The 24,541-nt window shown below is 40.7% G+C and carries 23 protein-coding genes; 8 read left to right on the top strand and 15 right to left on the bottom strand.

What is annotated here, in order from left to right; all coding sequences use genetic code 11:
- Positions 1 to 59 precede the first annotated feature (59 nt).
- From dut to HT99x_RS01265, 3 genes are all read right to left on the bottom strand, one after another.
- Positions 60 to 518 (bottom strand): dUTP diphosphatase, encoded by a 459-nt coding sequence (gene dut / locus HT99x_RS01275; RefSeq protein WP_075066621.1) that lies wholly within the window; start codon positions 516 to 518, stop codon positions 60 to 62.
- Positions 496 to 1,719 carry a bifunctional phosphopantothenoylcysteine decarboxylase/phosphopantothenate--cysteine ligase CoaBC gene (gene coaBC, locus HT99x_RS01270; RefSeq protein ID WP_075066538.1) on the bottom strand — a complete coding sequence of 408 codons (1,224 nt, stop codon included), beginning with the start codon at positions 1,717 to 1,719 and terminating at the stop codon, positions 496 to 498. Before coaBC ends, dut begins: the two co-directional genes overlap by 23 nt.
- Before the next feature lie 82 nt (positions 1,720 to 1,801).
- Complete coding sequence (locus HT99x_RS01265; RefSeq protein WP_075066539.1) at positions 1,802 to 5,554, bottom strand: RhoGEF domain-containing protein; 3,753 nt, start codon at positions 5,552 to 5,554, stop codon at positions 1,802 to 1,804.
- A 184-nt stretch (positions 5,555 to 5,738) separates the two neighbouring features.
- On the opposite strand from HT99x_RS01265, the gene rpmB reads away from it, so the two are divergent.
- Entirely contained in the window at positions 5,739 to 5,975 is a 237-nt protein-coding gene (rpmB, locus tag HT99x_RS01260; RefSeq protein WP_075066540.1) for a 50S ribosomal protein L28, read from the top strand.
- 11 nt (positions 5,976 to 5,986) lie between these two features.
- Entirely contained in the window at positions 5,987 to 6,151 is a 165-nt protein-coding gene (gene rpmG, locus HT99x_RS01255; protein ID WP_075066541.1) for a 50S ribosomal protein L33, read from the top strand.
- A 134-nt stretch (positions 6,152 to 6,285) separates the two neighbouring features.
- On the opposite strand, the gene HT99x_RS01250 is transcribed toward rpmG, so the two are convergent.
- Positions 6,286 to 7,458 carry a DesA family fatty acid desaturase gene (locus HT99x_RS01250; protein ID WP_075066542.1) on the bottom strand — a complete coding sequence of 391 codons (1,173 nt, stop codon included), beginning with the start codon at positions 7,456 to 7,458 and terminating at the stop codon, positions 6,286 to 6,288.
- Between the two features lie 105 nt (positions 7,459 to 7,563).
- Here HT99x_RS01250 and HT99x_RS01245 point away from each other — a divergent pair, with 105 nt between their 5' ends.
- The 6 genes from HT99x_RS01245 to HT99x_RS01220 all read left to right on the top strand — a co-directional run bounded on the left by HT99x_RS01245 (position 7,564) and on the right by HT99x_RS01220 (position 13,935).
- Positions 7,564 to 8,220, top strand: a complete 657-nt coding sequence (locus HT99x_RS01245; protein WP_083482897.1) for an ATP-binding cassette domain-containing protein — start codon at positions 7,564 to 7,566, stop codon at positions 8,218 to 8,220.
- Entirely contained in the window at positions 8,217 to 8,975 is a 759-nt protein-coding gene (locus HT99x_RS01240; protein WP_075066544.1) for an ABC transporter permease subunit, read from the top strand. The genes HT99x_RS01245 and HT99x_RS01240 overlap by 4 nt, the downstream gene beginning before the upstream one ends.
- Positions 8,972 to 10,303, top strand: a complete 1,332-nt coding sequence (locus tag HT99x_RS01235) for a GldG family protein (RefSeq protein WP_075066545.1) — start codon at positions 8,972 to 8,974, stop codon at positions 10,301 to 10,303. Before HT99x_RS01240 ends, HT99x_RS01235 begins: the two co-directional genes overlap by 4 nt.
- A gap of 70 nt (positions 10,304 to 10,373) precedes the next feature.
- Positions 10,374 to 11,297, top strand: a complete 924-nt coding sequence (locus HT99x_RS01230; RefSeq protein ID WP_075066546.1) for a cupin domain-containing protein — start codon at positions 10,374 to 10,376, stop codon at positions 11,295 to 11,297.
- Positions 11,298 to 11,373: 76 nt separating this feature from the next.
- On the top strand, positions 11,374 to 12,555 hold the full coding sequence (locus tag HT99x_RS01225; protein ID WP_075066547.1) for an RsmD family RNA methyltransferase: 1,182 nt from the start codon (positions 11,374 to 11,376) through the stop codon (positions 12,553 to 12,555).
- A 30-nt stretch (positions 12,556 to 12,585) separates the two neighbouring features.
- Positions 12,586 to 13,935, top strand: a complete 1,350-nt coding sequence (locus HT99x_RS01220) for a SulP family inorganic anion transporter (protein ID WP_075066548.1) — start codon at positions 12,586 to 12,588, stop codon at positions 13,933 to 13,935.
- Here the strand turns inward: HT99x_RS01220 and HT99x_RS01215 are convergent.
- From HT99x_RS01215 to HT99x_RS01165, 11 genes are all read right to left on the bottom strand, one after another.
- Entirely contained in the window at positions 13,925 to 14,173 is a 249-nt protein-coding gene (locus tag HT99x_RS01215) for a YfhL family 4Fe-4S dicluster ferredoxin (RefSeq protein WP_075066549.1), read from the bottom strand. The two genes, HT99x_RS01220 and HT99x_RS01215, sit on opposite strands and share 11 nt — an antisense overlap.
- A gap of 3 nt (positions 14,174 to 14,176) precedes the next feature.
- Positions 14,177 to 14,662 carry a pantetheine-phosphate adenylyltransferase gene (gene coaD, locus HT99x_RS01210; RefSeq protein WP_075066550.1) on the bottom strand — a complete coding sequence of 162 codons (486 nt, stop codon included), beginning with the start codon at positions 14,660 to 14,662 and terminating at the stop codon, positions 14,177 to 14,179.
- Positions 14,649 to 15,746: a uroporphyrinogen decarboxylase gene (hemE, locus tag HT99x_RS01205; RefSeq protein ID WP_075066551.1), complete on the bottom strand. Its 1,098-nt coding sequence runs from the start codon at positions 15,744 to 15,746 to the stop codon at positions 14,649 to 14,651. The genes coaD and hemE overlap by 14 nt, the downstream gene beginning before the upstream one ends.
- Positions 15,747 to 15,874: 128 nt before the next feature.
- Positions 15,875 to 17,389 (bottom strand): AAA family ATPase, encoded by a 1,515-nt coding sequence (locus tag HT99x_RS01200; protein WP_075066552.1) that lies wholly within the window; start codon positions 17,387 to 17,389, stop codon positions 15,875 to 15,877.
- Between the two features lie 16 nt (positions 17,390 to 17,405).
- Positions 17,406 to 18,476, bottom strand: a complete 1,071-nt coding sequence (gene aroB, locus HT99x_RS01195; protein WP_158003389.1) for a 3-dehydroquinate synthase — start codon at positions 18,474 to 18,476, stop codon at positions 17,406 to 17,408.
- A 138-nt stretch (positions 18,477 to 18,614) separates the two neighbouring features.
- Positions 18,615 to 19,139, bottom strand: a complete 525-nt coding sequence (aroK, locus tag HT99x_RS01190) for a shikimate kinase AroK (RefSeq protein ID WP_075066554.1) — start codon at positions 19,137 to 19,139, stop codon at positions 18,615 to 18,617.
- Positions 19,140 to 19,289: 150 nt separating this feature from the next.
- Complete coding sequence (locus tag HT99x_RS01185) at positions 19,290 to 21,386, bottom strand: type IV pilus secretin PilQ (protein WP_075066555.1); 2,097 nt, start codon at positions 21,384 to 21,386, stop codon at positions 19,290 to 19,292.
- 14 nt (positions 21,387 to 21,400) lie between these two features.
- A complete protein-coding gene (locus HT99x_RS01180) occupies positions 21,401 to 22,006 on the bottom strand; it encodes a pilus assembly protein PilP (protein ID WP_075066556.1) in 606 nt (201 codons plus the stop codon).
- On the bottom strand, positions 21,990 to 22,598 hold the full coding sequence (locus HT99x_RS01175; RefSeq protein ID WP_075066557.1) for a type 4a pilus biogenesis protein PilO: 609 nt from the start codon (positions 22,596 to 22,598) through the stop codon (positions 21,990 to 21,992). The genes HT99x_RS01180 and HT99x_RS01175 overlap by 17 nt, the downstream gene beginning before the upstream one ends.
- Positions 22,595 to 23,269, bottom strand: coding sequence for a PilN domain-containing protein (locus HT99x_RS01170; protein WP_075066558.1), 675 nt, complete (start codon positions 23,267 to 23,269; stop codon positions 22,595 to 22,597). The genes HT99x_RS01175 and HT99x_RS01170 overlap by 4 nt, the downstream gene beginning before the upstream one ends.
- Positions 23,266 to 24,336, bottom strand: a complete 1,071-nt coding sequence (locus HT99x_RS01165) for a type IV pilus assembly protein PilM (RefSeq protein WP_075066559.1) — start codon at positions 24,334 to 24,336, stop codon at positions 23,266 to 23,268. The genes HT99x_RS01170 and HT99x_RS01165 overlap by 4 nt, the downstream gene beginning before the upstream one ends.
- Positions 24,337 to 24,541 lie beyond the last annotated feature (205 nt).

Genomic DNA, 24,541 nt, shown 5'->3' with positions numbered 1-24,541 from the left:
ACCTTGTCCACCATAGCTTGAAGCGACGGTGGAAAAGCATAAAATTCAAGAGCGAAGAGTTATTGGTGGCCAGTATGACCAAACCCCCCCACTCCTCGTAAACTCTCTTCAAAGCTTTCAACAATATCAAAGGCACAGCGCATGACAGGTACAAACATTAATTGTGCAATACGAGCAGCAACTTCAATGGTAAAAGGAGTTTGGCTACGATTCCAACAAGAAACCATTAACTCGCCTTGATAATCGGAATCAATTAAACCGACAAGGTTACCTAAAACAATACCATTTTTATGCCCAAGACCCGAGCGAGGCAAAATAACCGCTGCCAATTCAGGATCGGCAATATGAATTGCCATTCCCGTAGGAATTAAAAAGGTTTCACCTGGAGCTAATATTTTTTCGTTATCTAAACAGGCACGTAAATCCAATCCAGCTGAACCATCTGTAGCGTAGCTTGGTAATGGAATTTCTTTTCCTATTTTAGGATTAACAATTTTAAGTTTTATTTTTTGCATGATAGTACTCACTTATTAAATGTAATAATTTTATAGCAACTTCATATTTACTTTCTTTCGAAAGATGATGTGTTGCTGTATGACTCATAACAGTCATTGCATTTTCGTTCGCATCAAACCCAATGTCATGACGACTAACATCATTCAATGCAATCAAATCAATTCGTTTATCAATGAGTTTTTTCTTGGCATGGTTTTCAAACTGTTCAGTTTCAGCGGCAAATCCTACGCAGAAAGGGCGTTTTACACGCGCAGCAACAATTGCCAAAATATCAGGATTGGGTACTAAAGTAAGCTCCCATGATGTTTGCTGGCCCTTTTTAATTTTCTGCTGGGCAATCTCGGTCGGACGAAAATCAGCAACCGCTGCGGCACTAATAAAGATATCGGCTGCGTGTACTTGGCTTTCAACCGCCGCTAGCATTTCGTTGGCACTTGTGACAGCAATGGTTGATATTGCTTCTGGGATAGCTTGTTGAATCGGCCCATGCACTAAAGTCACTTTTGCACCTAAATCGATGGCGGCTTTGGCAAGCGCAATCCCCATTTTTCCTGAACTACGATTACTCAAATAACGCACCGGATCGATTGCTTCTCTTGTCGGTCCTGCTGTGATTAGGATCTGTAAACCTTGTAATGGCAATATCGATTCGCTGTAGCTTAAGTGATGATGCTCAGCTAATGCACTCATTATCGCTTGTGGTTCCAGCATCCTGCCGTAGCCCACTTCGCCACAAGCCTGCTGACCCCAATCAGGACCTAAAATCTGCACGCCTCGTGCTTTGAGCTTCTCAAGATTGGCCTTTGTTGCAGGGTGTTGCCACATTTGTTGATTCATTGCTGGCGCAACATAAAGGGGCGCGGTTGTGGCTAAACAAAGCGTTGTTAATAAATCATCCGCAAAACCATGGGCTAGGGCCGCCAAACGATTTGCACTTAAAGGTGCAATCAGAACCCCTTGCGCCCAACGTGCTAATTCAATATGTCCCATTGCTGCTTCAAAATCCGCATCTAGCAGCTCACTATAAACGGGATTGGCAGAAACCGCTTGCAACGTTAAAGGGGTTACAAAAGCTTTGGCACCTTGAGATAACACAACGCGCACTTCGCAATCTTGCTTTTTTAATAACCGCACCAATTCAGGTATTTTATAAGCTGCGATTCCGCCCGTAATCCCGACTAACCATCGTTTTATTTGCATCATTTAATGTAAACTCATTGGCTAACTATCTTGAGGGCCTAGTGACCCCTAAGATAGCATGTTTTAGAGGGGCAAATCATCGCTTTTAGGGTTGTAAGCGATGACTAACTGCTTGAGTTGGAATGCGCTCGGCAAAATCTTTAGCCATTTTTTTAATGCTATCGTCAATCACATAGTCATTAAATGGCTTCTTCGTATTATCAATTCCAGCGATATGCATGGAGGGACGCTCACCTGCTAAACGAGCAGGATTACCATTGGCCACTTGCTGTAATATTTCACGTAGCATCTCAAGTTGTTTTTCAGGTGCTTCTTTTTTAATTGTTCCCGTAATCGTGTCACAAATTTGTTTTGTATTGGTAAAAATACGATTGGGATTCGTGAATCGTCCATTATATCCAATTTGCATATCTTCAAATGCTTGTTTTTGAATCGCTTTAAAACTTTCTAATATGGTATCTACTGTCACTACCTGCGAAGCAATTGGAGTTGCAGAAACCGAACCAACCGTAGCCGATTCTGTTTGACTCATATTAGAACGTATTACAGGCGCTTGACGATGATGACTATCTAGGCGTTGCACATTGGAAGTTTTAGGATAAACTGTTTTTACGCTGGCAAGAGGTTTCGCTTTCTCTTCTAATTTTACAGGCGATGGGCTCATCTCATCAGCAGCTGTTCTTAATTCATCTGATGTTTTGCCTGTCAATAATTCAATTTGTAGTTTGGCATTTGATTCTGCCTTCTGCCAATTATTTTGTAAGAACAGTTGCGCTTTTATGGCCTCATTAGTTGGTGTTTTACTTAAACCAAACCATGTTGTTTTATGGGTTTTTTGTTCAATTTCTTTCTTCATTGCCTCTAATGAATGTAAAGAAATCGGCAGACCCGATAGCATCAATTCATTGGCAAGTGTCAATGTTTTCTCCGGGTTACCCACTTTCGTATCACTTCTAAAAAATCTGGTTTGTGTTTTTTGAATGGGGAGCATTTCTATCTGAGGTAATCGTTCATTGTGTTCCTTCGCGCGCGCTTGTTCTCTTAAGCAAGTCGCTTTGGCTAATTTTGTGATAGGCCCCACCATCATTCCTAGCTGATTCGCGACTTCAACGTTATGCTTAATGGTATGCCAACCATGCCCATGAATCGGTAAAGAGACATCATGCTTTTCACAATATTTTTTCATCATTTCCTTCTGATCAGGCGATAATTGAATTTTCAATCCTTCTTTCGCGCAGTGAATTATCCGCTCAATGAGAGCTTTGGGATTATCTCCCTGAATGTTAATATAATCTCCAGAGCTAGCTGAAAGTTCAACTAATCGTCTATTTTGGATAATAGGTATAAGACCCAAATTTAAGTATTGCTCAAACATATCCCTGGCATGAGCCGCATTTTTTGAACTAATAAAAATGTTTCTTTCGCCCTCTGCGATGCCTGCTACAATATTATTTGACAAGGTGCAGCCAATTCCTACTTGAGCAAGTTCTTTAGCATTAGCAATTTGCTCCTTTGCCGTAAAATTTTGCAAATCAATAATTGGCAAACTTCCTTTCTTGACAAATTCCTTTAGAGCTTTACTGTTAGCATCAGTAATTTTCGCACTTCTTCTCAATTGCTCATAACTTGCTTTTAGTATCGAAAAATCTCTTTGAATATTTCCACTATTAATTACCAACGGCAGAGGATTTAATTTCATGTCTTCTTTCATCAATACTTGTAAAGAATGGCTACCTAACGTTTTATCACTCGGTAACAACCCCATACCTAATAGATGATTGACAAGTTGTGCAGTGTGAGAGTGCTTAGTGGGTAAATCATATTGCAATGTAGAATCATTTGCTGGCAACGATGCAACATGTTGTTTTAATTCTAGTGTTGCTTGCGTGTTTAGATTTACAACGAAACCATCTTCTGAGGCTTTTTTTAATCTTGCTAAAACCTGCTGTCCTGAAATGGATACGGTTCCAGGAGGGATAGAAATCGTCATTTGAAAATCAGCCGCGTTATTATCCAATTGTTTTCTTAAAAAATCACCTACTTTTTTCTTAGCTTGTGCTGTAAATTCTGGGTTTAATCCCGCATTCAATGCGGCTTCATATTGCTTTATTGCCAGCAAAGGCACTTCTGTTGAAATAACAACGGCTCCACTCAAATAAGGAATAGGAAGACCTGGTTGTGGTATTAATTTCGGTACAAATAGTCCTTGGGCAATTATCGCATTGAATTTAGTTAAAATTTGATCTTGGGTATTTCCTGCGCAATTAACATGAATGATGGGCGCAAACACACCCGCCGTATTACCCGTACTATGATGTTCAAGCTGTTTATTAAATGTCTTTTTTTCTTCTGAATTTAGCGAATAAAGTGAATGGTTTGAATTGATTGCCAACTCATTTAAACGTCTTATTTTGTCTGAATTATTAGAAACAATTTCAGGTGGGGTAGCTGTTTGATTTAACGCATGAGCCAATTTGTTGATCACCCCCAGTTTGTCACTGCCAATCCCTTCTTGCGCGTGAAGCGGTTGAATCGTAAGCCCCGATTTTTTAACTTTTATAAACAGTGCATCTTGGCCATTTTCTTTCACAATAAAACCCGCCGTTTTTCCTAAAGCAGATTTTGTTTCTACAACCGTGAACTCACTAGGGGAAAGACCCGCACTTTGCAAAAATTCGGCCGATTTGTTCCTAAATTGTGATTTTATGGCTCTGCGGTTTTCGGTGCCCGCATTTTCTATTTTAACTTTTACATCTCCCATCTGTGATTTGGTGGGTTTGGGTATAACTGGCTCAGCAAGAGTGATAGCTTTTCTTTTTTCTTTATCGACAGTCATTTTTTCTGTCAAAATCTTTTCTATTTCTTCCAGTTTTGCGAGTGTCGCTTGATATTTTTTAATATCATTTTGCTGCGTGATTAATTCTTTTCCCGTCAATAAATCAATTGTTGACTGTGCTCTCTCTATTTTAATTTTCATTGCATTTTTTTGTGCCGCACATATTGCTTGTATTTTTGCGAAATCTGCCTTGGGCAGTTTGGCAAAACTCATTTGTGCAAAATGGCTCTTCCATTCTTGCGCTGAGAGCGATGATAAGCTTAATCCTTCTACGATGGGACCTAGGGTTTTTATACTGGGTTTGACCGATGCTTGGATCATTTTCTCTTTGAGCAATTCTCGCTCTTTATTCACCTCTCTTAATACCATCCCCTCTTGAATGCTCCGATTTACTTGCAAAGCGCTCTCATAAAATGGCTGAAATTGTGCTTTCTGATCTTCAGGTGATTTTTTAATGAGATCAAAGATAAGCAACTCTATTCTAGTTCCACGCTGTATGGGTGTAATCAAAATAGAACTTAGATTCAAGGAAGCATTCCCTGTATTGGTATTATGAGGGGAATTTAAAACAGCACTATGCGTGTTAATTGCTAAAGGCAAAACCGCTCCCCCTGCTGTCGTCACATAATCTCGGTATACCGCTGCTAAATTTGCAAATTCTGCAGCCCAACGCTGTGGATCTTTTTGTTGTAGTACAGCCAACATTTTTACTTGCGCATTTCTAAGGGCTGTTAATTTATCAAAAATATCTTCCAGTTGTTCTTTAGAAGCAGCTCCCTGCAGTTCTTCAGCAGAAAGCCCATCATAAACGTTTAAGAGCGTCTGCATTTCATCTGGACCGATAATAAACAGTTGATGCAAGTAAGTGGTTTCTGTTGTTAACAGTTCGCGATAAACATTCTCAGCGGCTGTATCCGTTAATTTAAAATGACTAAGCACATTCTCAATTGCAGCACTGCCAACTGTAGGAAACTCAGGCACAGGCCCGTATTGCTTACTCATTGGTACTACCCCTAACATTGAAAACTTATTTGAGTAGACTACAAAAAAAGAATTTTAGTTCATTACGACCTGTTTTGTTTCAGAAAATTAACTTAATATTAAATAGGTTATGTGGGATTAATTGCTCTAAACGCTATAATTTGATATAAAGTCTGGCTCAATAGGACCTTAGGGGGTTAAGACCATGGCAAAAGTGTGTATGGTCACGGGAAAAGGCACCGCTCGTGGCAATCATGTGGCGCACTGTAACAAAAAGATGAAACGTACGTTTCAAACCAATGTGCATTGGAAAAGATTTTGGCTAGCAGATGAAAACCGCTTTATTAGCTTAAGAGTTTCTGCTCGTGGTATGCGTACCATCGATAAAAAAGGTATTGAAGCTGTTTTGGCTGAATTGCGTAACCGCGGCGAACAAGTGTAAGGGGAAGCATCATGGCAGCTGATAATACAATCAAAATCATTATGCGTTCCAGCGCTTCACATTTTTTCTACACCACCACCAAAAATAAAAGAAACAAAAAAGAAAAGTTGGTGATGAAGCGTTATGATCCTATCGTGCGTAAGCATGTGGAATTTAACGAAGAAAAAATGAAGTAGTTACCGCTTAGACATAAAAAAACCCACTAATGTGGGTTTTTTTATGTCTATCTCCCTGCCCATTTCCGCTTCGCTCTAGGAGCTATGCAGAACAAGGCGGCGACCTCTCCCAAAAGGAGAGGTCTGTGGAAGAGTTAAACGGTTTTGAGTGTTAGACTTCTTAGATAAGCCGAAAATTCCCGTAAAGCACTGACGCCCGTTGCTTCTGCTTCCTGACACCATTTTTGTAAGGCTTCAACCAGTTCCTTTTCTTTCAAGGTCGTTTGAGACCATAGATTCTGTAAGCGCTCTTTAAATTGATAAACCACTTGTACCGCTTGATGATTCGCTAAAAACTGCTCTAATCGTTGTTTAGCATTTTCATCTAACAAAGAGGATTCACGCACTAATAATTTTTTAGCTCGAGTCAAAAAGCTCACTTGCGCATTTTCTGCCTTTTGCTTTTCTTGCTGGAATACAGGCACAATCACGTCTTTTGAATAACGTGCCATCACTTGAAAGCGATTAAGAATCAAGGCCTTCAACGTTTCCATATCAATTTGTGCTTTGCCAGGCTCTGAATGGGGAGACGGGGCAACGCGTTTAATTTTCACTAAACCTGCCGTTTCAAAAATACGAAGATAAAGCCACGCTAAATCAATTTCCCACCATTTAATAGAAAATTTCGCAGAGGTGGGGTAAGTATGGTGATTATTATGCAGCTCTTCACCGCCAATCAGAATTCCCCACGGTGTTAGGTTTCTTGCTTCATCAGGACATTCAAAATTACGATATCCCCAATAATGGCCAACACCGTTAACAATACCCGCAGCCCAAAAAGGGATCCACGCCATTTGTAATGCCCAAATAGCTAATCCTGGCACACCAAATAAAACCATATCGATAATCAACATGGCATAAATACCTTTTTTGGTATTACGTTGGTAAAAACCTTCAATCCAATCATCTGGCGTACCTTGACCATATCTTTCTAAGGTTTCTTGGTTGCGCGCTTCTTTACGATATAATTCTGCGCCACGCCACATGACTAAAGGCAACCCCATGACTTGAGGGCTGTGTGGATCGTCAACGGTTTCACATTTTGCGTGATGCTTGCGATGAATCGCCGCCCACTCTTTTGTCACCATTCCAGTTGTCATCCATAGCCAGAAGCGAAAAAAGTGGCTCAAGATGGGATGCATGTCTAAAGCACGATGGGCCTGATGACGGTGCAGATAAATAGTAACGCCAAGAATTGTTACATGCGTCAGCGCGAGCAAAACGAGTGGATAACCCCACCATGGCAAATTGCACAAACCGTAAAACATAGCCTCACCTCTCAAGATTCAACTGGCTAACAAATAAAATAGGTACTTCTCTCTAGTTTGGGCTCAAGTATACTAAAAAAACATTTTGCTTGCCTGGTTCTATGTATGAAGGGACTTCAACTTAACCATCTAGCTTTCTCAATGCGGGGACATACGCTCTTTGCTAATCTGAATGCCCGTTTTGCGCTAGGGCATATCGTTGCGCTTGCAGGTCCCAATGGCTGCGGTAAATCAACACTACTCCGTCTTTTAGCAGGATTAAATCAACCGACTCAGGGTGAAATTGCATTTAATGGATCATCACTTCGTTTTTCTGAAATTGGTTTTTTACCTAATATACCTAGCCTTTACCCCCATCTTACCGTGCAAGAAAACCTCATTTGGCTGTGTCGCCTCAGAAAAGTACCTCATTACGCGAAATTAATTCAGGCTCTTTTTGAGCAACATCAATTGAATGAATTAAAAAATAAACTCTTTAGGCAATTATCAGATGGGCAAAAAAAACGAGTTCATTTACTCTCAAGCGCTTTACATCAACCCAAACTTTTCATTCTTGATGAGCCCTGCAGTTTACTCGATCCAAAACAACGCCAAGCGCTATGGACCTTGCTCAAAGAATGGCGCCAACCCAATAGACTAATCTTCTTCAGTACTCATCATGTCACCGAAGTCACCTCATTCTGTGATGAAATCGTCTTCTTGCATCAGGGGCAATTTCATTTTGAAAAGCAATCAATTATTAGTAAGGTCACTTGTTTATGATTTTTGGAATTGCTCGTTTAGAAAGTTATAAATTATGTCGTCATCCCCTTGCGATTGTTTTAACGCTGCTCACCATGGGCCTTTTATGGTTATTTTTTTATCGATTATTAGTTGATTATTTAAGTTTAATGCAACATGCCCTGATTCAAGGCTCTCGTCATGAAAGTTTAAGTTTAAACGTCATTAAGCCCTTTTTTAGTTGGAGCATTGTGGTTCTAGCCCTGATTCTGCCTATTCTAACAACTTCCGCTTTTAGCACAGAATTCTCTCAAAAAACTTTTCAGTTATGGTTAACCTCTCAAATAACGCCTTCTCAACTTCTATTGGGAAAATGGATAAGCCTTCTTGGTTTTACCTTAATTATATTATTTACAATGCTATTGATGATTAGCTTATTACAGTTCGAAACCAATTTAGATTGGGGAATGATTATAGGTGGTTGTATCGCAACCTTCACTATTTGTGCTGCATTAATTAGTTTTGGATTGTTTATTTCTTGTCTTTTTTCTTCACCGTTGCTAGCGATGGGGGCTACCTTTATTGGCAATATCTTCTGGTTGCTGATTGAATGGCTTAACCCACTGAGTCAAACACTCTTCCCCGTGCAGTCACTTTCATTGTTAAACCACAGTTATTATTTGTTACATGGTTATATTCAAAGTCAAGATCTTCTATTTTATCTATTATTTAGCGCATTTTGGTTGGCGCTTAGCAGTCAATTCATTAAACAAAAAATGAAACAGGTTCCGCAATGATGCTATTAACCATCAGTAAAAAACTGATAACATTATGCTTACTTATTGGTTTTTTCGTTAGCATTTATCTGATAGCTAACCCCTATCATTATTCATGGAATATGACAGCAACACAAAAACTATCCCCCACCACGCTATCGTTATTGGAAAAAATGTCAGAATCCATCGAAATCGATTTATATAGCAGCGATATCGACAATTACCGTCAAGCAGAGCTTCTCATCACTCAATATCAATCTACCAAACCCAATATCGTGTTGCACTGGAAAGATAGGCCCTATTCGTTTAGCAACGATTACCAAAGTGCGGCACTGCTTGTTAAAATGGGGGAACGTCAAGAAGTCATTGATCTGCTGAAAAATCCGCTGAATGAACAAACATTGAGCCAATGCTTGTTCAAACTCTGCAATAAAGCTAATCAATGGATCGTATTTTTGCAAGGGCATAATGAACCTTCACCGTTTAATGCTCAAGCAACGGACTACAGTTTGCTAAGCATAGCTCTGCGAAATCAAGGATTTCAAATACAAACACTCTCATTAACCCATACACCACTTATTGCAGACAATACTCGTTTATTAATTATTGCAGCCCCTAGAAGCACTCTGCTGCCAGAAGAAGAAAAACTAATCATTCAGTACCTTTTGCAGGGTGGCAATCTTTTATGGCTTATCGATAACAACATGCAGCCTTTGCCGTTTTTATCTGATTTTTTTCAAGTGACTCCATTACCAGGCACAATTGTTGATTTGCACGGGTACCGTTTAGGAACGCCTCACCCGGCTATCACAATTATTGATCATTACCCTCAATCTCCTTTTGCCACGCCCAAATCACTTACCGCCTTTCCTTATGCTGTCGCACTTAAATCCAGTCCGCTTGAGAATTGGTCAACTCAATCGCTATTAATAACCCATGAACAAACCTGGACTGAAACAGGCTCATTAACTGAATCCATTGCTTTTGAACCTGAAAAAAATGAAGTCGCAGGACCACTGCTTTTAGGCATTCATTTGACAAGACCGCATCCATTACAATCTGAATCCACTCAACGAATTGCAATTATTGGCAATAGTCGTTTTTTAAGTAATGGCGTGATTGAAAACTATGGCAACCTCGCACTGGGATTAAACTTAATTCATTGGCTTGGACATGATGATGCATTGATTACGCTCAATCAGCCTATTAATCAGGATGAATTAATTCAAATGCATTTTCTCACTGCTGTTCTTATTCAATATGGAGTCCCGTCTTGTCTCTTTCTCTGCGCTTTTATCGTGACATTGATCTATCTTAAACGACTGCATAAAAAAACAGCCTTTGGATGAATACTCTAGAAAAATAAATTTACGTCGACAAATAAAGTAATACCTCTCTTCTCATAAAAGGCATTTTATTATGGACAATAAACTTCCATTATCCAAACCATTAATCATGGTTATCCTGGGCGTGATTTTTGCTATCACTATTGGCGGTTATGTCTTATTCTTTCAATCACAAAAGCGTATCGTACAAAAAGATCAAGAATATGAATTGTTAAAAAATAAAATTTCCCAAATGGAAGCCGGCTATAACGACATTCAAAAGAAGTATGATGATGCTGTTACTAAGCTTAAACAAGTCACCAAAGACCATGACCAACTTGTAAAAACAAGTCAGGAATCAAAAGCGAAATACGATGAATTGCAAGCAAAGTATGATGAGTTATTGATTTCGCAAGAAAAATTAAATAATGCCCTTAAAGAAAAATCCAATAGCCAATCAACAACGACAACAAATCCATCAACACCAACAACGCCTAAAGCTTCTGATACACACCCCATTCAAGAACTGAATCAATCTTCTCAAGATTCCGGTGTTAAAGCAGAACCGACTCCTCCAACAACAGAGCAGCCGCCTCCGCCGCCGCCATCAGATAAAAAGGCAAGTTTAAACCAACCCAGCGCTTCTAGCGCTGGTGTTACATTGGAAGGCGAATATTTTCGTTGCCCCACGCCTGAAATAGTGACCAAGAATCTAGCCAATGGCAACTGGACACAGGGCAGCATCAACTGGTGGGTAGATTATTCAAGACGTCCTTTAAACGAAAATGAAGTCGTGCATAACCTTTTTCAAATTTTATTCGAGGGCCAAACAATTGCTTGTTATTATCAGATAGCACAAGGAGATGATAGTGCTTGGATAGTGATTAAAGGATCGAGCCAAGTCAATAAAATCATTCTAAAGGAAGGTGACGGTTGGACGCCTTGCCCCACAACAGAATGTGAAGCAACTTGTGCCAAGCAAAGCATTCAACAATGTCATTTCACCCTACAAAAATAATATCCATTCCTTTGCTTTCTTAGGATAGTAGCGTTAAAATCCGTTTCTGATTTAATCATCTATTGGCGCGCCTCATATGCTCACACTCGCAGTTAAATCTTCTTGGGTCGAACGCTTGAAAAAGGGTTACCCGTGGGTATACACTCAAGCGCTGCAAACTCGACGCTTACCTGCGGCAGAGTCAGGCGAATTGGTGCTCTTAACCGATCCTAACCAAGAACCTTTTGCGAAAGCCTACTATAACCCTCATAGCAAATTAGCCTGCCGCATACTAACCAGAGATTTGTCACAAAAAATCGACGAAGCTTTTTTTATAAAACAGTTCACTTCCTCTCTTGCACGACGTGAAAAACTATTTTCAATCCCTTATTACCGTTTAGTTCACGCAGAAGGCGACAATTTACCTGGTTTAGTGATTGATAGATTCAATGACATCTTAGTTTGTCAGACAGGCACAGCGGGCATGGAAAAACTCAAACCAATCTGGTTAAGTGCTTTACAAATCACTTTAAAGCCTCAGTCTATTATTTTCCGTGATAATGTTAAAAATCGCCAAAATGAAAATCTTTCATCACAAATTACAACGCTTGGCACTCCCCTTGCTAACGATGAGCTAATACGGGTTAACGAACACGATCTAACCTTCTTTGCCGATCCTATTCATGGTCAGAAAACCGGCTGGTTCTACGATCAACGTGCTAATCGTTTTTGGTTAAGGGACCGTACCAAAGGTAAATCCGTACTTGATCTTTATACCTACAGTGGCGGATTTGGCATTAGCGCAGCCAAAGGACAAGCAAAACACGTTACTTTTGTCGATAGCTCAGAGCGCGCACTCACCCTTGCTAAAAAAGCGCTATCACATAATGGACTGTCAACACCTGCTGAGTTTATTCAAGAAGATGTTTTTTCGCTCTTACCCTCTCTGATTGAGCAACAAAAAACGTTTGATGTCGTGCTTGTTGATCCTCCTGCTTTTATTAAACAAGCCCACCAGAAAGCAGTTGGCTTAAAAGGCTATCAAAAACTAGCAAAATTAGCCGTGCAAGTTGTCGCCCCTTCAGGGATTATGATGATTGCAACGTGTTCTCATCATGCCTCAACCAACGAATTTCGTGATGCGATATTGCAAGGTATTGCCAAAGCAGGAAGACCAGCACAATTAATTCGTAAAGCAGGTGCCGATAGAGATCACCCTATTAATCCGTTTCTCCCTGAAAACCATTACTTGAAATCATTAACATTTAAATTAGACTAATAATAACTGGAATAAAAATTCATACCTAAAATGCTTAAACGCACTATCGGTTTACTGCCAATCGGTTGGGCTCTGCGCCAATCATTAGAAAAGGGCTATACTTGGCAAGACTTCCGAGCTGACTTTGGTGCAGCGCTGGTTGTTTCGCTAATCGCTTTACCCTTATCAATGGCCCTTGCTATCGCAGTGGGTCTTGCACCTGAACATGGTATTTATACGGCAATCGTTGCAGGCATTGCAGCTGCATTATTGGGCGGTTCCTTATTTCAAATTAGCGGCCCAACTGCTGCATTTGTCGTCATTCTGATTCCAATCGTAACGCAGCTTGGGTTACGAGGTATTATCTGGTGTCAAATTTTAGCTGGATTTATCTTAATTATGCTTGGTTTTGCTAAAATTGGACAATTGATTCATCGTGTTCCTTATGCCGTTACCACAGGATTTACAACCGGTATTGCGATTGTCTTAGCAACACTCTCTCTCAAGGATTTTTTAGGTATTAACATGGTTAATACGAGCACTCATTATGCTGATAAAGTAGCTAATCTTTTTGAAAACTTACCGCATACTCAATGGCCAACCGCCATTGTAGGCACACTCACTATGCTTGCAATGGTCAATGCGAAGCGTTTACCTAAATTTATTCCAGCGCCGATTCTTGGCATCTTAATAGGGGCCTTGGTTGCTTGGTTTTTGAATCATTTTGGTTATACGGTTGCAACTATTGGCAGTGAATTTAGTTATCGTTCGCACGATGGTAACATGCATATGGGAGTGCCGCCCTTTGCCCCATCATTACATCTGCCGACATTATTACCCAATGATTTATTCACTATCCCATCATTAGCTGAACTAAAAATATTGATATTTCCAGCGCTAATTATTGCCACGTTAGTTGCTTTAGAGTCTTTACTAAGTGCAGCAATCGCTGATAGCTTGACGCAAACTAAACACCAACCCAATGCAGAGCTCAAAGGAATTGGTGTTGCTAATATCCTTTGTGGACTCGCATCAGGGATCCCGGCAACTGCCGCAATTGCGCGAACTGCCGCCAATATTCATAGTGGCGCTAAAAGTCCCATTGCTTGCATATTACACAGCCTGCTCATCCTTCTTTATGTGTTACTATTTACCCCTCTTATTTGCTATATCCCAATGACAACACTCGCTGCGATACTGCTGATTACCGCTTATCGCATGTCTCACCTTGAGCATTTTATTAAGATTATCCGTCATGATGTCTTTGAGAATCGGACTATATTACTGAGCTGTTGTTTAACGACAGTTTTTATCGATATGGTTGCTGGAATTGGGCTTGGTATGGCATTGGCGGGGATTTTTTACATACGAAACCGGATGAAAAATCTTTTTAGGATTTAGTCTTTTGCAATTGGTGATATTTTTCTAACAATTGCTCTTTGGTCTCAATAATATCGACAGGAATACATTCTACCGGACACACTTGTTGGCATTGTGGTTCATTAAAATGCCCCACACATTCTGTGCAGCGATTAGGATTAATTTCATAATAAAACTCACCTTGCGAAATCGCTTGATTAGGGCATTCTGGTTCGCAGACATCACAATTTATACATTCTTCAGTAATTTTAAGTGCCATGACTCATACCTTAAACTTATTCTTCAATGCCTGTAAGACATTTGCAGGTACGAAGGTTGAAACATCTCCTCCTAACTGTGCAATCTCAGAAACTAAAGAAGATGAAATAAAAGAATGATGTTCGGCGGGCGTGAGGAAAATCGTTTCTATCTCTGGCGCTAGACGCCGATTCATATTGGCTAGTTGAAACTCATATTCAAAGTCAGATACTGCACGTAATCCTCGAATAATGGCTTTCGCATTTGCTGTACGTACAAAATCTACTAATAAAACGCTAAAACCTTGTACTTTCACATTCTTAATTGATTGTAACGCTTCTTGCGCTAATGCGACACGAGTTTGAATATCAAATGCAGGCGCTTTACGAGCATTCTCTGCCACGGCAACAATGACTTGCGAAAACATTCTGGAAGCACGTTCTACTAATTCAATGTGTCCATTGGTGATTGGATCAAACGTCCCTGGAAATACAACGTTATACTGTTCCATTTTGTGCATTATCCTTAATCATTTCTGCTTGATGATACCTTGGACTATATTTTTTAACGGCTTCAATCATTGCTGCAACATGCTCTGGGTTAACGTCGGGGAAAATACCATGTCCTAAGTTAAAAATATGACCACTGCCATAACCATAATTCGCCAATACGCCTTGTACTTCTCGCTGAATAATATCAGGACGAGCATACAACACGGTTGGATCCAAATTACCTTGAAGCGCGACTTGGCGCCCTACACGTGCTTTGGCATTGGCAAGATCTTGCGTCCAATCAATACCAATCGCATCGCATCCCGTATCCGCGATAGATTCAAGCCACTGCCCACCTTGCTTAGTAAAGAGAATGATAGGTATCGATTGCGTCAATGTTTTTGCTTTAAGATAACGTACTATTTCTTGCATGTAATGTAATGAGAATTCATGATAAGCAGCCCCAGAAAGCGCTCCACCCCATGTATCAAAAACCATGACAGCCTCTACACCGGCCTGAATTTGTGCTTCTAAATATTGGCAGCTGGCTTGTGTAACCTTTTGCAATAATCCTTTTAGAACCAGAGGCTCATTCATCATCATGGCTTTGATAATGGAAAACGTTCGACTACCTTGTCCCTCAACCATATAGGTAGCAACAGTCCATGGGCTGCCACAAAACCCAATGACGGGTGTTTTATCACCGCATTCTTTTACCGTGAGGCGCACGGCATCCATCACATAACCCAAATCAGCTTCTGGACAAGGAATGGGTAACTTTGCTACCGCTTTAGCGTCTCGAATAGGATTTTGAAAATGTGGGCCTTCATGCGTTGCAAAATATAACCCCAACCCCATCGCATCAGGAATGGTTAAAATATCGGAAAAAATAATCGCAGCATCTAAAGGAAAGCGTTTCAGCGGTTGTAAGGTAATTTCAGCAGCTATTTCTGGATTTTGACACATGCCCAAAAATCCACCAACACGCTCTCTCATTGCTCGATACTCAGGGAGATAACGACCCGCTTGACGCATAAACCACACGGGTGTGCTATCGACAGGTTGACGCTTAAGGGCTCGGATAAAACGAAATGATGAGTTCATGTTACGAAACTAACTTAAAAATAAATGGCTGTCCTATTTTACCCGTTTCTACACAAATAAAATACCATTTTGGTTTTAAGGGGCCGTGGCAAAGATACTGGCCCCTACATTTTTTTCGTATGGCGGGACTACCCTTGCTTTTTAATGTCGCTATGAATACTCGTGAATTCACGAATCCAAGGTTTAGCTGCCACCTCGCTTGATAATGAAGAAGCCGCCAACTTTGCTTCCTCCATTGTCGGATATTCACCTAATACCACAACATACCAATCTTTTCCGGATAATTTTGTGCGGTAAGTATAGGCCAATTCCTCTAATTCATGCTTTTGAATAAATCGTTGTATGCTTTGTTCATTTCGCGCCCCCACCAATTGTAGGGTGTAATAATTTTTTTCTACGGATAACAAATGTTCTTCTTCTTTACTTAACCCTTTGGGGGCAACACTCGCTTTTGCAGCCGCTGTTTTCTCAGCTTTTAACGATGTTGTTGCAGAGGTTGTGTGCGCAACTGGTTCTGCGTGAACAACCGGTTCTACATGAGCGACCGGTTCTACATGAGCGACTGGTTCTACATGAGCAACAGGTTCTGGATTAACGGGCGCAACATTCGTTGGCGCAGCTTGTGAGGTTACGGTTGTTGCTGCGATTGCTGTCGATATTTTTGTTTCAGGGGTTAAAGACATTGATGTGGTTACTGGTTGAGTCTGCACAATGGGCGCAGGCTCTTCTTCCATGGCCATTTTTTCATCGCTTGTATCCAAACGAGGTTTATTCGATGATTTTGCCCCCCAGCCTCCTTCGATTTGTGCAGCATTTATTGGGGCGTTAATCATTTCCTCTTCTTGTGCATTATTGAATAACAAGTAAGCACCGCCTAATAAGAATCCTGTCACAGCACCAAGTGCGATAGGATGCGTCCAACGCTTTGCGGTTTGTTTTGTCATGCTATTTACCTCTTCTGTAAATGAATTCTGTAGTAACTGTACTTCATGAGCAACTTGGCCTGGCATCCCTTGTGTTCTTGCAAAAATATCGGCAATACGTTCTGCACTCATCTGAGATAATTTTTCTTTTGCTACATATCGCTTTATATCATGCAATGTCCAAGGTTCTAGCTCAATACTATAGATCTTTCCTTGCGCATCCCCACAAAGCTCAGGGGTAAACAAACGAACCTCTAAGCTAGGCTCTCCCAACATCACCAAATGCAATTGTTCTCTTGTTTCTCCATTAAATTGAACAAGCTGTAGCAATGCAGCGATTTGTTCATCATTTAAAAGATGGGCATCATCAATCATTAACACCCAGGTTTCATTCGTTTGTCGATAAGAATCTAATGCCTTTGCATTTAAAGCATCAATGGTCTGGGTAGCATCTTCCCATGCTAAATCAAATCCCTGTGCCACTTCTTGCAATAAAGCTTCTACATTCGTATTTTGAGTTGCTTTCTTTGCACATATTTTCAAACTCGTACTTGGCAAGTGTGTGAAATATTCAAAAAATGTGCTTTTTCCTGATTGGCCCTGCCCTAGGATCAATAAAATATTTTGGCTAAAGTGGCAAAGATGCGTAATAAGCTCGGCATGTTGCTGCCAAGCCGACGATAGATAACATCCAAAGTTTGTCGAATTACTATTATGCATATGGTATCCTTACCTTTCACATCGACGCCCCGCTGGCCTTGAGCACATCATAAATCATTGGCAGCGGCACATTCTCGCGAAGCTGTGCTTGACCTAAAGCTTCAACGAGCACCCAACGTATCTGTCCCTGAGAATGCTTCTTATCTAGTTGTATTTTAGCCAATATTGCTTCTAACGTAATCCCATCTGGCAAGAATATTGGCAACCCAGCCTTTGTTAATAAAGCTATTAATCTATCTAATAGATTAGCGGATATTAGCCCCAATGCTAAAGATAATTGCATTGCAATGATCATCCCCATTGCAACCGCTTCTCCATGCAAATATTTTTCATAATGGTAAATACTTTCGATGGCATGAGCGATAGTATGACCAAAGTTCAAAACAGCTCGCAAATTCTGGTCTTTTTCATCTTTGGCAACAATATCGGCTTTTATCTGACTTGCCCACACAACAGCTCGTTCTAATGCTTGCGGCTTGCGAGCCAGTATCTCTACTATATGCGTTTCTAACCATTCAAATAGCGCCGCATCTAGGATGACACCGTATTTAATAAGCTCTGCTAACCCTGCGATAAATTCTCGATTTGGCAAGGTCTGTAAAGTATTGAGATCCGATAATACCATTCGAGGTTGATGAAAAAGACCGATCAGATTTTTGCTATTCTGAAGATTGACGGCTGTTTTTCCGCCAATAGCAGCATCAACTTGCGCCAATAAAGAGGTTGGGCATTGAATGACATCCAGCCCTCGCATGTAACATGCGCCACTGTAGCCAACCAGATCCCCTATCATGCCTCCTCCCAATGCAATCAAGGTAGTGTCACGATGGTAATGCAGATTTGATAAAAATGACCAAATTTTTTCGGCAAAAGCCAAGGTTTTATGTGCATCTCCAGCAGGAAGCAATAAAGAGGTGATTTTTCTTGCACCTGCTTTTTGCAATGTTTGCTCTAAGAGGGGGAAATAAGATGCTGCGATTTCTGGATGACTCACCACACAAACGGCTTTATGAAGGTGTGATTGGAAAAGGTTTGGCTGCGCTAGCAGGTCATATCCTACAAAAATAGGATATGCCTTTGCTGGCATGTTGACCCATATAGGCTCTGTCATTACTATTCTCTAACGTCATGCTTCGTATCTGAATGCAAATATACTCAAACCATTTTGTCCCTAGAGGGGACAAGGCATCCCCTAAAGGTAAAAAGTCAAAATAGGAAAAAGATATTACAACTGATCTCGCTCTAACATTTTAATGACCTCAGCAGCAACAGAGCGCACCGTACGGCCATCGGTATTGACGACAACATCAGCCACTTCCCGATAGAGCGGATCGCGGAACCCCATGAGATCCCTCAAAGTTGATTCTGGCGTTTCCGTATGTAGCAATGGACGGCGCTTATCTCGTGCCGTTCTACGCATTTGTTGTTCAACCGTAGTAAACAAATAGACAACCGTGCCTCGCGCCGCTAATCGATTACGATTATCAGCATTGAGCACAGCTCCACCCCCTGTGGCTAAAACAATTCCTTGAAGCTGGCTAAGTTCATCGATGACTTGTGCTTCCCTTTTGCGAAATCCGTCTTCTCCCTCAACATCGAAGATCCACGCGATATCCGCTCCGGAGCGTGCTTCGATTTCTTGATCCGCGTCATAGAACTCTAGCTTTAACTCTTTTGCCAGTTGTTTACCAATCGTGCTTTTTCCAGCCCCCATTGGGCCAACTAAAAATAAATTCACTGATCGTTTCATTGTTCCAACTTGATTCAACTTACGTTGGCAACAGCCAATATAAGCAAGAGATTAAACTTTATAAGTAATTGCGAATTTTAATAGCAAGGTTACAAACTAATATTAATTCACCCTAACTGGGTCATGAGTATACCATTGGAAGGCGCCATACTACACCATCCCATCCTGAATGATCTTCGGCGTCACAAAAATCAATAACTCATTCCGATGATCGCTATTGGTTTCATTTCTGAATAGCCAACCCACTACCGGCAATTTCCCTAAAAAGGGGACTTCCGTTTTGGTTTGATTTTTCTGTTGTTGATAAATTCCCCCTAATACAACGGTCTCTCCATTCGCTACTAATACTTTTGTATGGATTTCACGTGTATTAATCGCTGGCACCCCTGCTGTCACAACACCTCGAGAATCTTGGTTAACCTTTAGATCTAAGATAATGTGATCATCTGGTGTAATTTGCGGTGTTACTTCAAGTCGCAGCACTGCCTTTTTAAAGGCAATCGATGTTGCTCCACTGGATGCCGCTTCTTGATACGGAATTTCTTCACCCGATTCAATATAAGCTTGCTGTTGATTCGAAGTGACTAGACGCGGGCTCGCGACAATTTTACCTAAGCCTTCGTTTTCTAAGGCCATCAACTCTAAATCTAAAATAGTTCCCCCTGGCAAACGAGCAATCGCTAACCCAAATTGAGCAAAACCGGCAGCTCCACTGGGCAGTGCCGCAGGCAAGTTAACATTAAGTCTGTCGACTAATGCTTGTGATGCCGGGGTTGCACCTTGTGCAATATTATCCGCCCCCAGTTTGTCACCTGCAAAGCCCACCACAGGTTCATTACCTGGTCTGAATTTAGCTGCAGAACTAAATGTCACCCCCAATGCATCTTCAAAATCATCATTGGCAAATACCACACGAGATTCAATCAATACTTGACGCACTGGTACATCTAATCGTCGAATTAAAGAACGGATCTCTTCTATTTTATTGGCGGTATCTTGCACTAATAACGTATTGGTTCGTTCATCGACCGAAACAGTTCCGCGACTTGATAACATCGAATTTTTATCTGTTTTAAGCAGAGCTGCTAAATCTGCAGCTTTTGCATAATTGACCTGCATGTATTCTGAGCGCAAAGGGGATAGATCCTCAACCTGTTGCGAAGCTTGTAATTCAAGCTTTTCCCTCGCTGCGATTTCTTCACTAGGTCCCACCATCAAAACATGGCCAATTTTACGTTTTGCGAGTCCTTTTGTTTTTAGAATGATATCCAACGCTTCATCCCAAGGAACATTACGTAATCGCAAGGTCACACTACCCGTTACTGTATCACTGGTCACTAAATTCAAACCGGTGAAATCAGCAATGAGCTGTAAAACCGCTCGGACTTCAATGTCTTGAAAATTCAAGGAAAGTCTTTCACCGGTATACTTGAAATTTTTTGCTTGTAGTCGGTCTTTTTCTTCTTTGGTTAAAGGTTTTACCTCTACCGTGAATCGTTTATCTGCTTGATATGCAAGATTCTCAAAAAAACCACTCATTTGTATCGTCATTTCAACATCATCCCCTTTTTGAATGGTGTTGATAAAACTCACGGGGGTGCCAAAATCCGTCACATCCAATTTATGCTGCAAATCTTTTGGTAATTGCGCTCCAGCAAAACGAATCCGAATTTGTTGTCCTTCTTCTTTTAAATCAATTGGGATATTCGTGTGATTCAAATCAACCACAATCCTACCTTCACCCTCTTTACCCCGATGAAAATCAATCCCACCAATACAGAATTTCCCATTAGAAAAATGCGAGGATTCATATGTGTTATAGACCTGTCCTTGAAAGGGATCGGAAGCGGATTGTGCCGGTGGTATACCACCTCCCATGGTAATAATCGCCTGATTACCTTCCATTTTTACTTCAAAAGGCACTGACTCTTTCAAATCGATTACAACGCGAGATCTATCACCTGATTCAACAACCGCAACCCGTTTCATCATGCCTGTATTTAATTCACTGCGTGATTTTTCACGAGATAAACCATTCTTGGCACCTTGAAAATCTAAAACCACCCGTGCAGGGTTTTCGGTCGCAAAACTTTTCGGCGCACTGACTTTGCCATCAAATGTTAATTGAACACAAACTCGATTGCCATCAATCGCAACAACCTGTAGATCTTGAATCGTGCTAGCAGCAAAAACAACTTGCGAGAACAACATCAGTGTTATCAAGCATGTTTTTATTATCTTTCTCATATTTGCTCCAATCTCTATTGCTGCTTCGTCGGTTGCGGTTGGCTTGGACTTGGATTTTGATTTTGTTTAGTTTTCTGTAAACTATCTACCAGGCTTATTGAGGCTTTTCTTTCGCGCCAGCCTCCAGCTGGATCGGGGATAATTTCAGTTACCATGACTTTGTCATCTGAAATAGAATCAATGTGTCCATGATTTTGTCCAAGATAATTTCCTTTGGTCACTCGAAACACCGTACCTCGCGGGTCAACGACTAACACCCATTTTTTGCTGCTTTTTTCTAATGTTCCTACCATTCTTAACGAATCTAAGGGATATCCTTCCAGAGCCTCTTTGCGTCGATTCATATCCGGTTGTATACCATTTTCTACAACGACTTTTTTGGCAACCTCTTGCATCATGGTTGGAACAAACGGACTATGCAAATTCATCGCAGAATATGTCACAATTTCATACGGTTTTATTTCTGGCAATGGCTCAATTTCTTTCATTGTGCGACTTTTAATGCGCTTCACATAGGATTCTAATTCTGCACGTTTCTCACTATTGCTACAGCCATAAAATGCCAAACTCAGCAGAATGATTCCCCATAAAAGATGTCGCGTGTTATTTTTTAGCTGCATTTTCACGATCATCCGCTGTATATCGATACGTTTTTGCTGTTATATTCATAAGCAAATTATCACCCGAAGCATCTACTGACACAGGATGTATGACAAAATTATGTAATGTTACAATTCGGGGTAATGCCGCGACATTGCTGACAAATTCACCAAATTGATGGTAATTCCCTACAACCGAGATCTCAATCGGTAGTTCAACATAAAAATCAATCTCTTTTTCAGGCAGTAATCTTATCGAGCGAAATTCTAAACCTGCCGCCAAGCCTTGATGAGAAATATCTTCTATTAAACCTGGAACTTCGGTTTTTTCTGGTAATTGTCGCAATAACGCACCAAAAGAAGCTTTCATGTTAGCCATTTGTTCTTTATAGGCATCTAAATTTGCTGATTTATGCTGTTTTTCTTCAAACGTTGTTCGCAAAGCCAATTCTTCTTGTTCTGCTTTATCTAAATTCGCTAATTGTTTTTTAGTATCCGTCCAATATCCTAAAAAAAGAATGGTGAGGCTAAAAATGCCAATGGTGACAATCTTAACCGGTAAAGGCCAAACCCCAACATCGTTTAAATCTAATTCATTTAAATTTATGTTCATTTAGAAACCGTTGTACTTGTTGGTGTCGCAGCTGGTGTACTCGCTTGGGTTGCAGAAGGCGTTGTCTCATTCACTGCTGCTTTTTGCTGTGACGCATTCGAAAAACTATTTACCTCATCTACTTGCAAATTAAACCCTATCAATCTATCGATTAGCCTCGGTGAGCTTTTATCCCCTTTGCCATCGTCGGCTTGAATTAAAGTTAAATCCGGTGTTTTAAACAGGCCTGACGCTTCAATATTGCGCATAAAGGTTGAAACCCGGGTATTAGATTCGGCTTTGCCATCTAATAAAATATGGCTACCTGTTCGTGATAAATTCGTTAGATATAACCCGGGCGGAATAATTCGTACAACCGTATCAAATAATCTAACCACTTCTGGTCGGCTCGCTTGCAATTGCTGAATCACTTCCATTTTAGCCAACAGCTGCTGCTTTTCTTTTTCTAAACCTTGAATCTCAGCTATTTGATCATCTAGTTGTTTGATCTCTTGCTTTAGATAATTGTTATTCTCATTTTGAGCTGCAATCTGACGTGCCACACTCATATGCATGATCATAACCAGACCACATGAAACTACAATGCCAAAAGCCAACATCGTAAAAAATTCTTTTTTCTGTAGCTCTTTTCGCTCTTCGCGCCAAGGCAATAAATTAATATTAATGGTCATGTCGAAAAACTCCTCATTGCTAAACCACAACAGATCATCAGTGAGGGCGCATCTGCATGGATTGCTGGCACACTCACACGAGGTGCTATCGACATTTTCGCAAAAGGATTTGCAACAATCGCGGGAATTCCTAACTTTTCTTGAATTCGTTCGACCAATCCAGGTAATGCCGATGTCCCACCGGCTAATACAATATGGTCTACCTCTGAGAATTGGCTCGATGAAAAAAAGAATTGTAATGATCGACCAATTTGTTGAACAACAGCATCCTTAAAAGGTTCTAATACTTCTGTTGTATAATCGTCTGGCAATCCCCCTTGTTTTTTTGCAACCCCTGCTTCTTCAAAAGTGAGACCATAACGCCTTTGAATTTCTTCGGTCAGCTGTCTGCCACCAAAAATTTGTTCGCGGGTATAAACCGTTGCTTTATCATGCAATACGCTGAATGTTGTCATCGTCGAACCAATATCAATGACTGCTATCGTTTGATGTTCGCCTTCACTGGGTACTTGTTCTGCAATTAAACTAAACGCTCGCTCAATCGCATAAGCTTCAATCTCTATCACCTTAGCAGTGATGCCACCAATACTTAAAACTTCTACTAAATTATCAATAATTTCTGTACGAGAGGCAGCCAGTAAAACATCAACAAGCTCCGGACTTTTACTGGAAGGACCAATCACTTGAAAATCCATATTCACTTCTTGTAATGGATAAGGAATATACCGTTCGGCTTCAAGCTTTATTTGCGTTTCTAATTCTGTTTCTGTTAATCCTGTATTCATCTGGATCACTTTAGCGATGACACCAGAACCATTAACGGCAACCGCTCCATATTTCGAATGTGTCCGTGAACGTTTCACGACTCTTTCAATCGCATGCCCCACCGCTTCCACGTCTTTGATTTCTTTTTCTTGCATTGCATCGACGGGTAGATTTTCGATAGCATAACTCTCGACTCGATATCCTTGCGGACCCATGCTAAGTTCAAGCAACTTAACTGAGGCTGAGCTAATATCGACCCCAATGAGCGTTGGCGATTTACGTTGAAAAAATGCTAGCTCCACCGATCTCTTCCTTGTTCTTTGGAGGCTATTTGTCTTGATGGCTCATCCTGAACCAAACCTTTCAGATTCATTTTCGGCTGTGTAATCTTTTTTGAAAACGATTGCAACCTAAAATCCTTTTTTAATTTTAGTGCAAACACCTACCCATCACACAACCCAAAATTAACTAAGCCAAATAACTATTAATGCCTTAAAATTCAGTTTT

Source organism: Candidatus Berkiella aquae, assembly GCF_001431295.2.
Classification (GTDB): domain Bacteria; phylum Pseudomonadota; class Gammaproteobacteria; order Berkiellales; family Berkiellaceae; genus Berkiella; species Berkiella aquae.
The sequence above is the reverse complement of the archived record's forward strand: the minus strand, read 5'-3'. Positions and strand labels throughout refer to the sequence as shown.

Coding starts and splice junctions, on each gene's coding strand:
- coaBC (WP_075066538.1), bottom strand. CDS start 1,719: ATGATGCAAATAAAACGATGGTTAGTCGGGATTACGGGCGGAATCGCA.
- HT99x_RS01265 (WP_075066539.1), bottom strand. CDS start 5,554: ATGAGTAAGCAATACGGGCCTGTGCCTGAGTTTCCTACAGTTGGCAGT.
- rpmB (WP_075066540.1), top strand. CDS start 5,739: ATGGCAAAAGTGTGTATGGTCACGGGAAAAGGCACCGCTCGTGGCAAT.
- rpmG (WP_075066541.1), top strand. CDS start 5,987: ATGGCAGCTGATAATACAATCAAAATCATTATGCGTTCCAGCGCTTCA.
- HT99x_RS01250 (WP_075066542.1), bottom strand. CDS start 7,458: ATGTTTTACGGTTTGTGCAATTTGCCATGGTGGGGTTATCCACTCGTT.
- HT99x_RS01245 (WP_083482897.1), top strand. CDS start 7,564: ATGAAGGGACTTCAACTTAACCATCTAGCTTTCTCAATGCGGGGACAT.
- HT99x_RS01240 (WP_075066544.1), top strand. CDS start 8,217: ATGATTTTTGGAATTGCTCGTTTAGAAAGTTATAAATTATGTCGTCAT.
- HT99x_RS01235 (WP_075066545.1), top strand. CDS start 8,972: ATGATGCTATTAACCATCAGTAAAAAACTGATAACATTATGCTTACTT.
- HT99x_RS01230 (WP_075066546.1), top strand. CDS start 10,374: ATGGACAATAAACTTCCATTATCCAAACCATTAATCATGGTTATCCTG.
- HT99x_RS01225 (WP_075066547.1), top strand. CDS start 11,374: ATGCTCACACTCGCAGTTAAATCTTCTTGGGTCGAACGCTTGAAAAAG.
- HT99x_RS01220 (WP_075066548.1), top strand. CDS start 12,586: ATGCTTAAACGCACTATCGGTTTACTGCCAATCGGTTGGGCTCTGCGC.
- HT99x_RS01215 (WP_075066549.1), bottom strand. CDS start 14,173: ATGGCACTTAAAATTACTGAAGAATGTATAAATTGTGATGTCTGCGAA.
- coaD (WP_075066550.1), bottom strand. CDS start 14,662: ATGGAACAGTATAACGTTGTATTTCCAGGGACGTTTGATCCAATCACC.
- hemE (WP_075066551.1), bottom strand. CDS start 15,746: ATGAACTCATCATTTCGTTTTATCCGAGCCCTTAAGCGTCAACCTGTC.
- HT99x_RS01200 (WP_075066552.1), bottom strand. CDS start 17,389: ATGCATAATAGTAATTCGACAAACTTTGGATGTTATCTATCGTCGGCT.
- aroB (WP_158003389.1), bottom strand. CDS start 18,476: ATGCCAGCAAAGGCATATCCTATTTTTGTAGGATATGACCTGCTAGCG.
- aroK (WP_075066554.1), bottom strand. CDS start 19,139: ATGAAACGATCAGTGAATTTATTTTTAGTTGGCCCAATGGGGGCTGGA.
- HT99x_RS01185 (WP_075066555.1), bottom strand. CDS start 21,386: ATGAGAAAGATAATAAAAACATGCTTGATAACACTGATGTTGTTCTCG.
- HT99x_RS01180 (WP_075066556.1), bottom strand. CDS start 22,006: ATGCAGCTAAAAAATAACACGCGACATCTTTTATGGGGAATCATTCTG.
- HT99x_RS01175 (WP_075066557.1), bottom strand. CDS start 22,598: ATGAACATAAATTTAAATGAATTAGATTTAAACGATGTTGGGGTTTGG.
- HT99x_RS01170 (WP_075066558.1), bottom strand. CDS start 23,269: ATGACCATTAATATTAATTTATTGCCTTGGCGCGAAGAGCGAAAAGAG.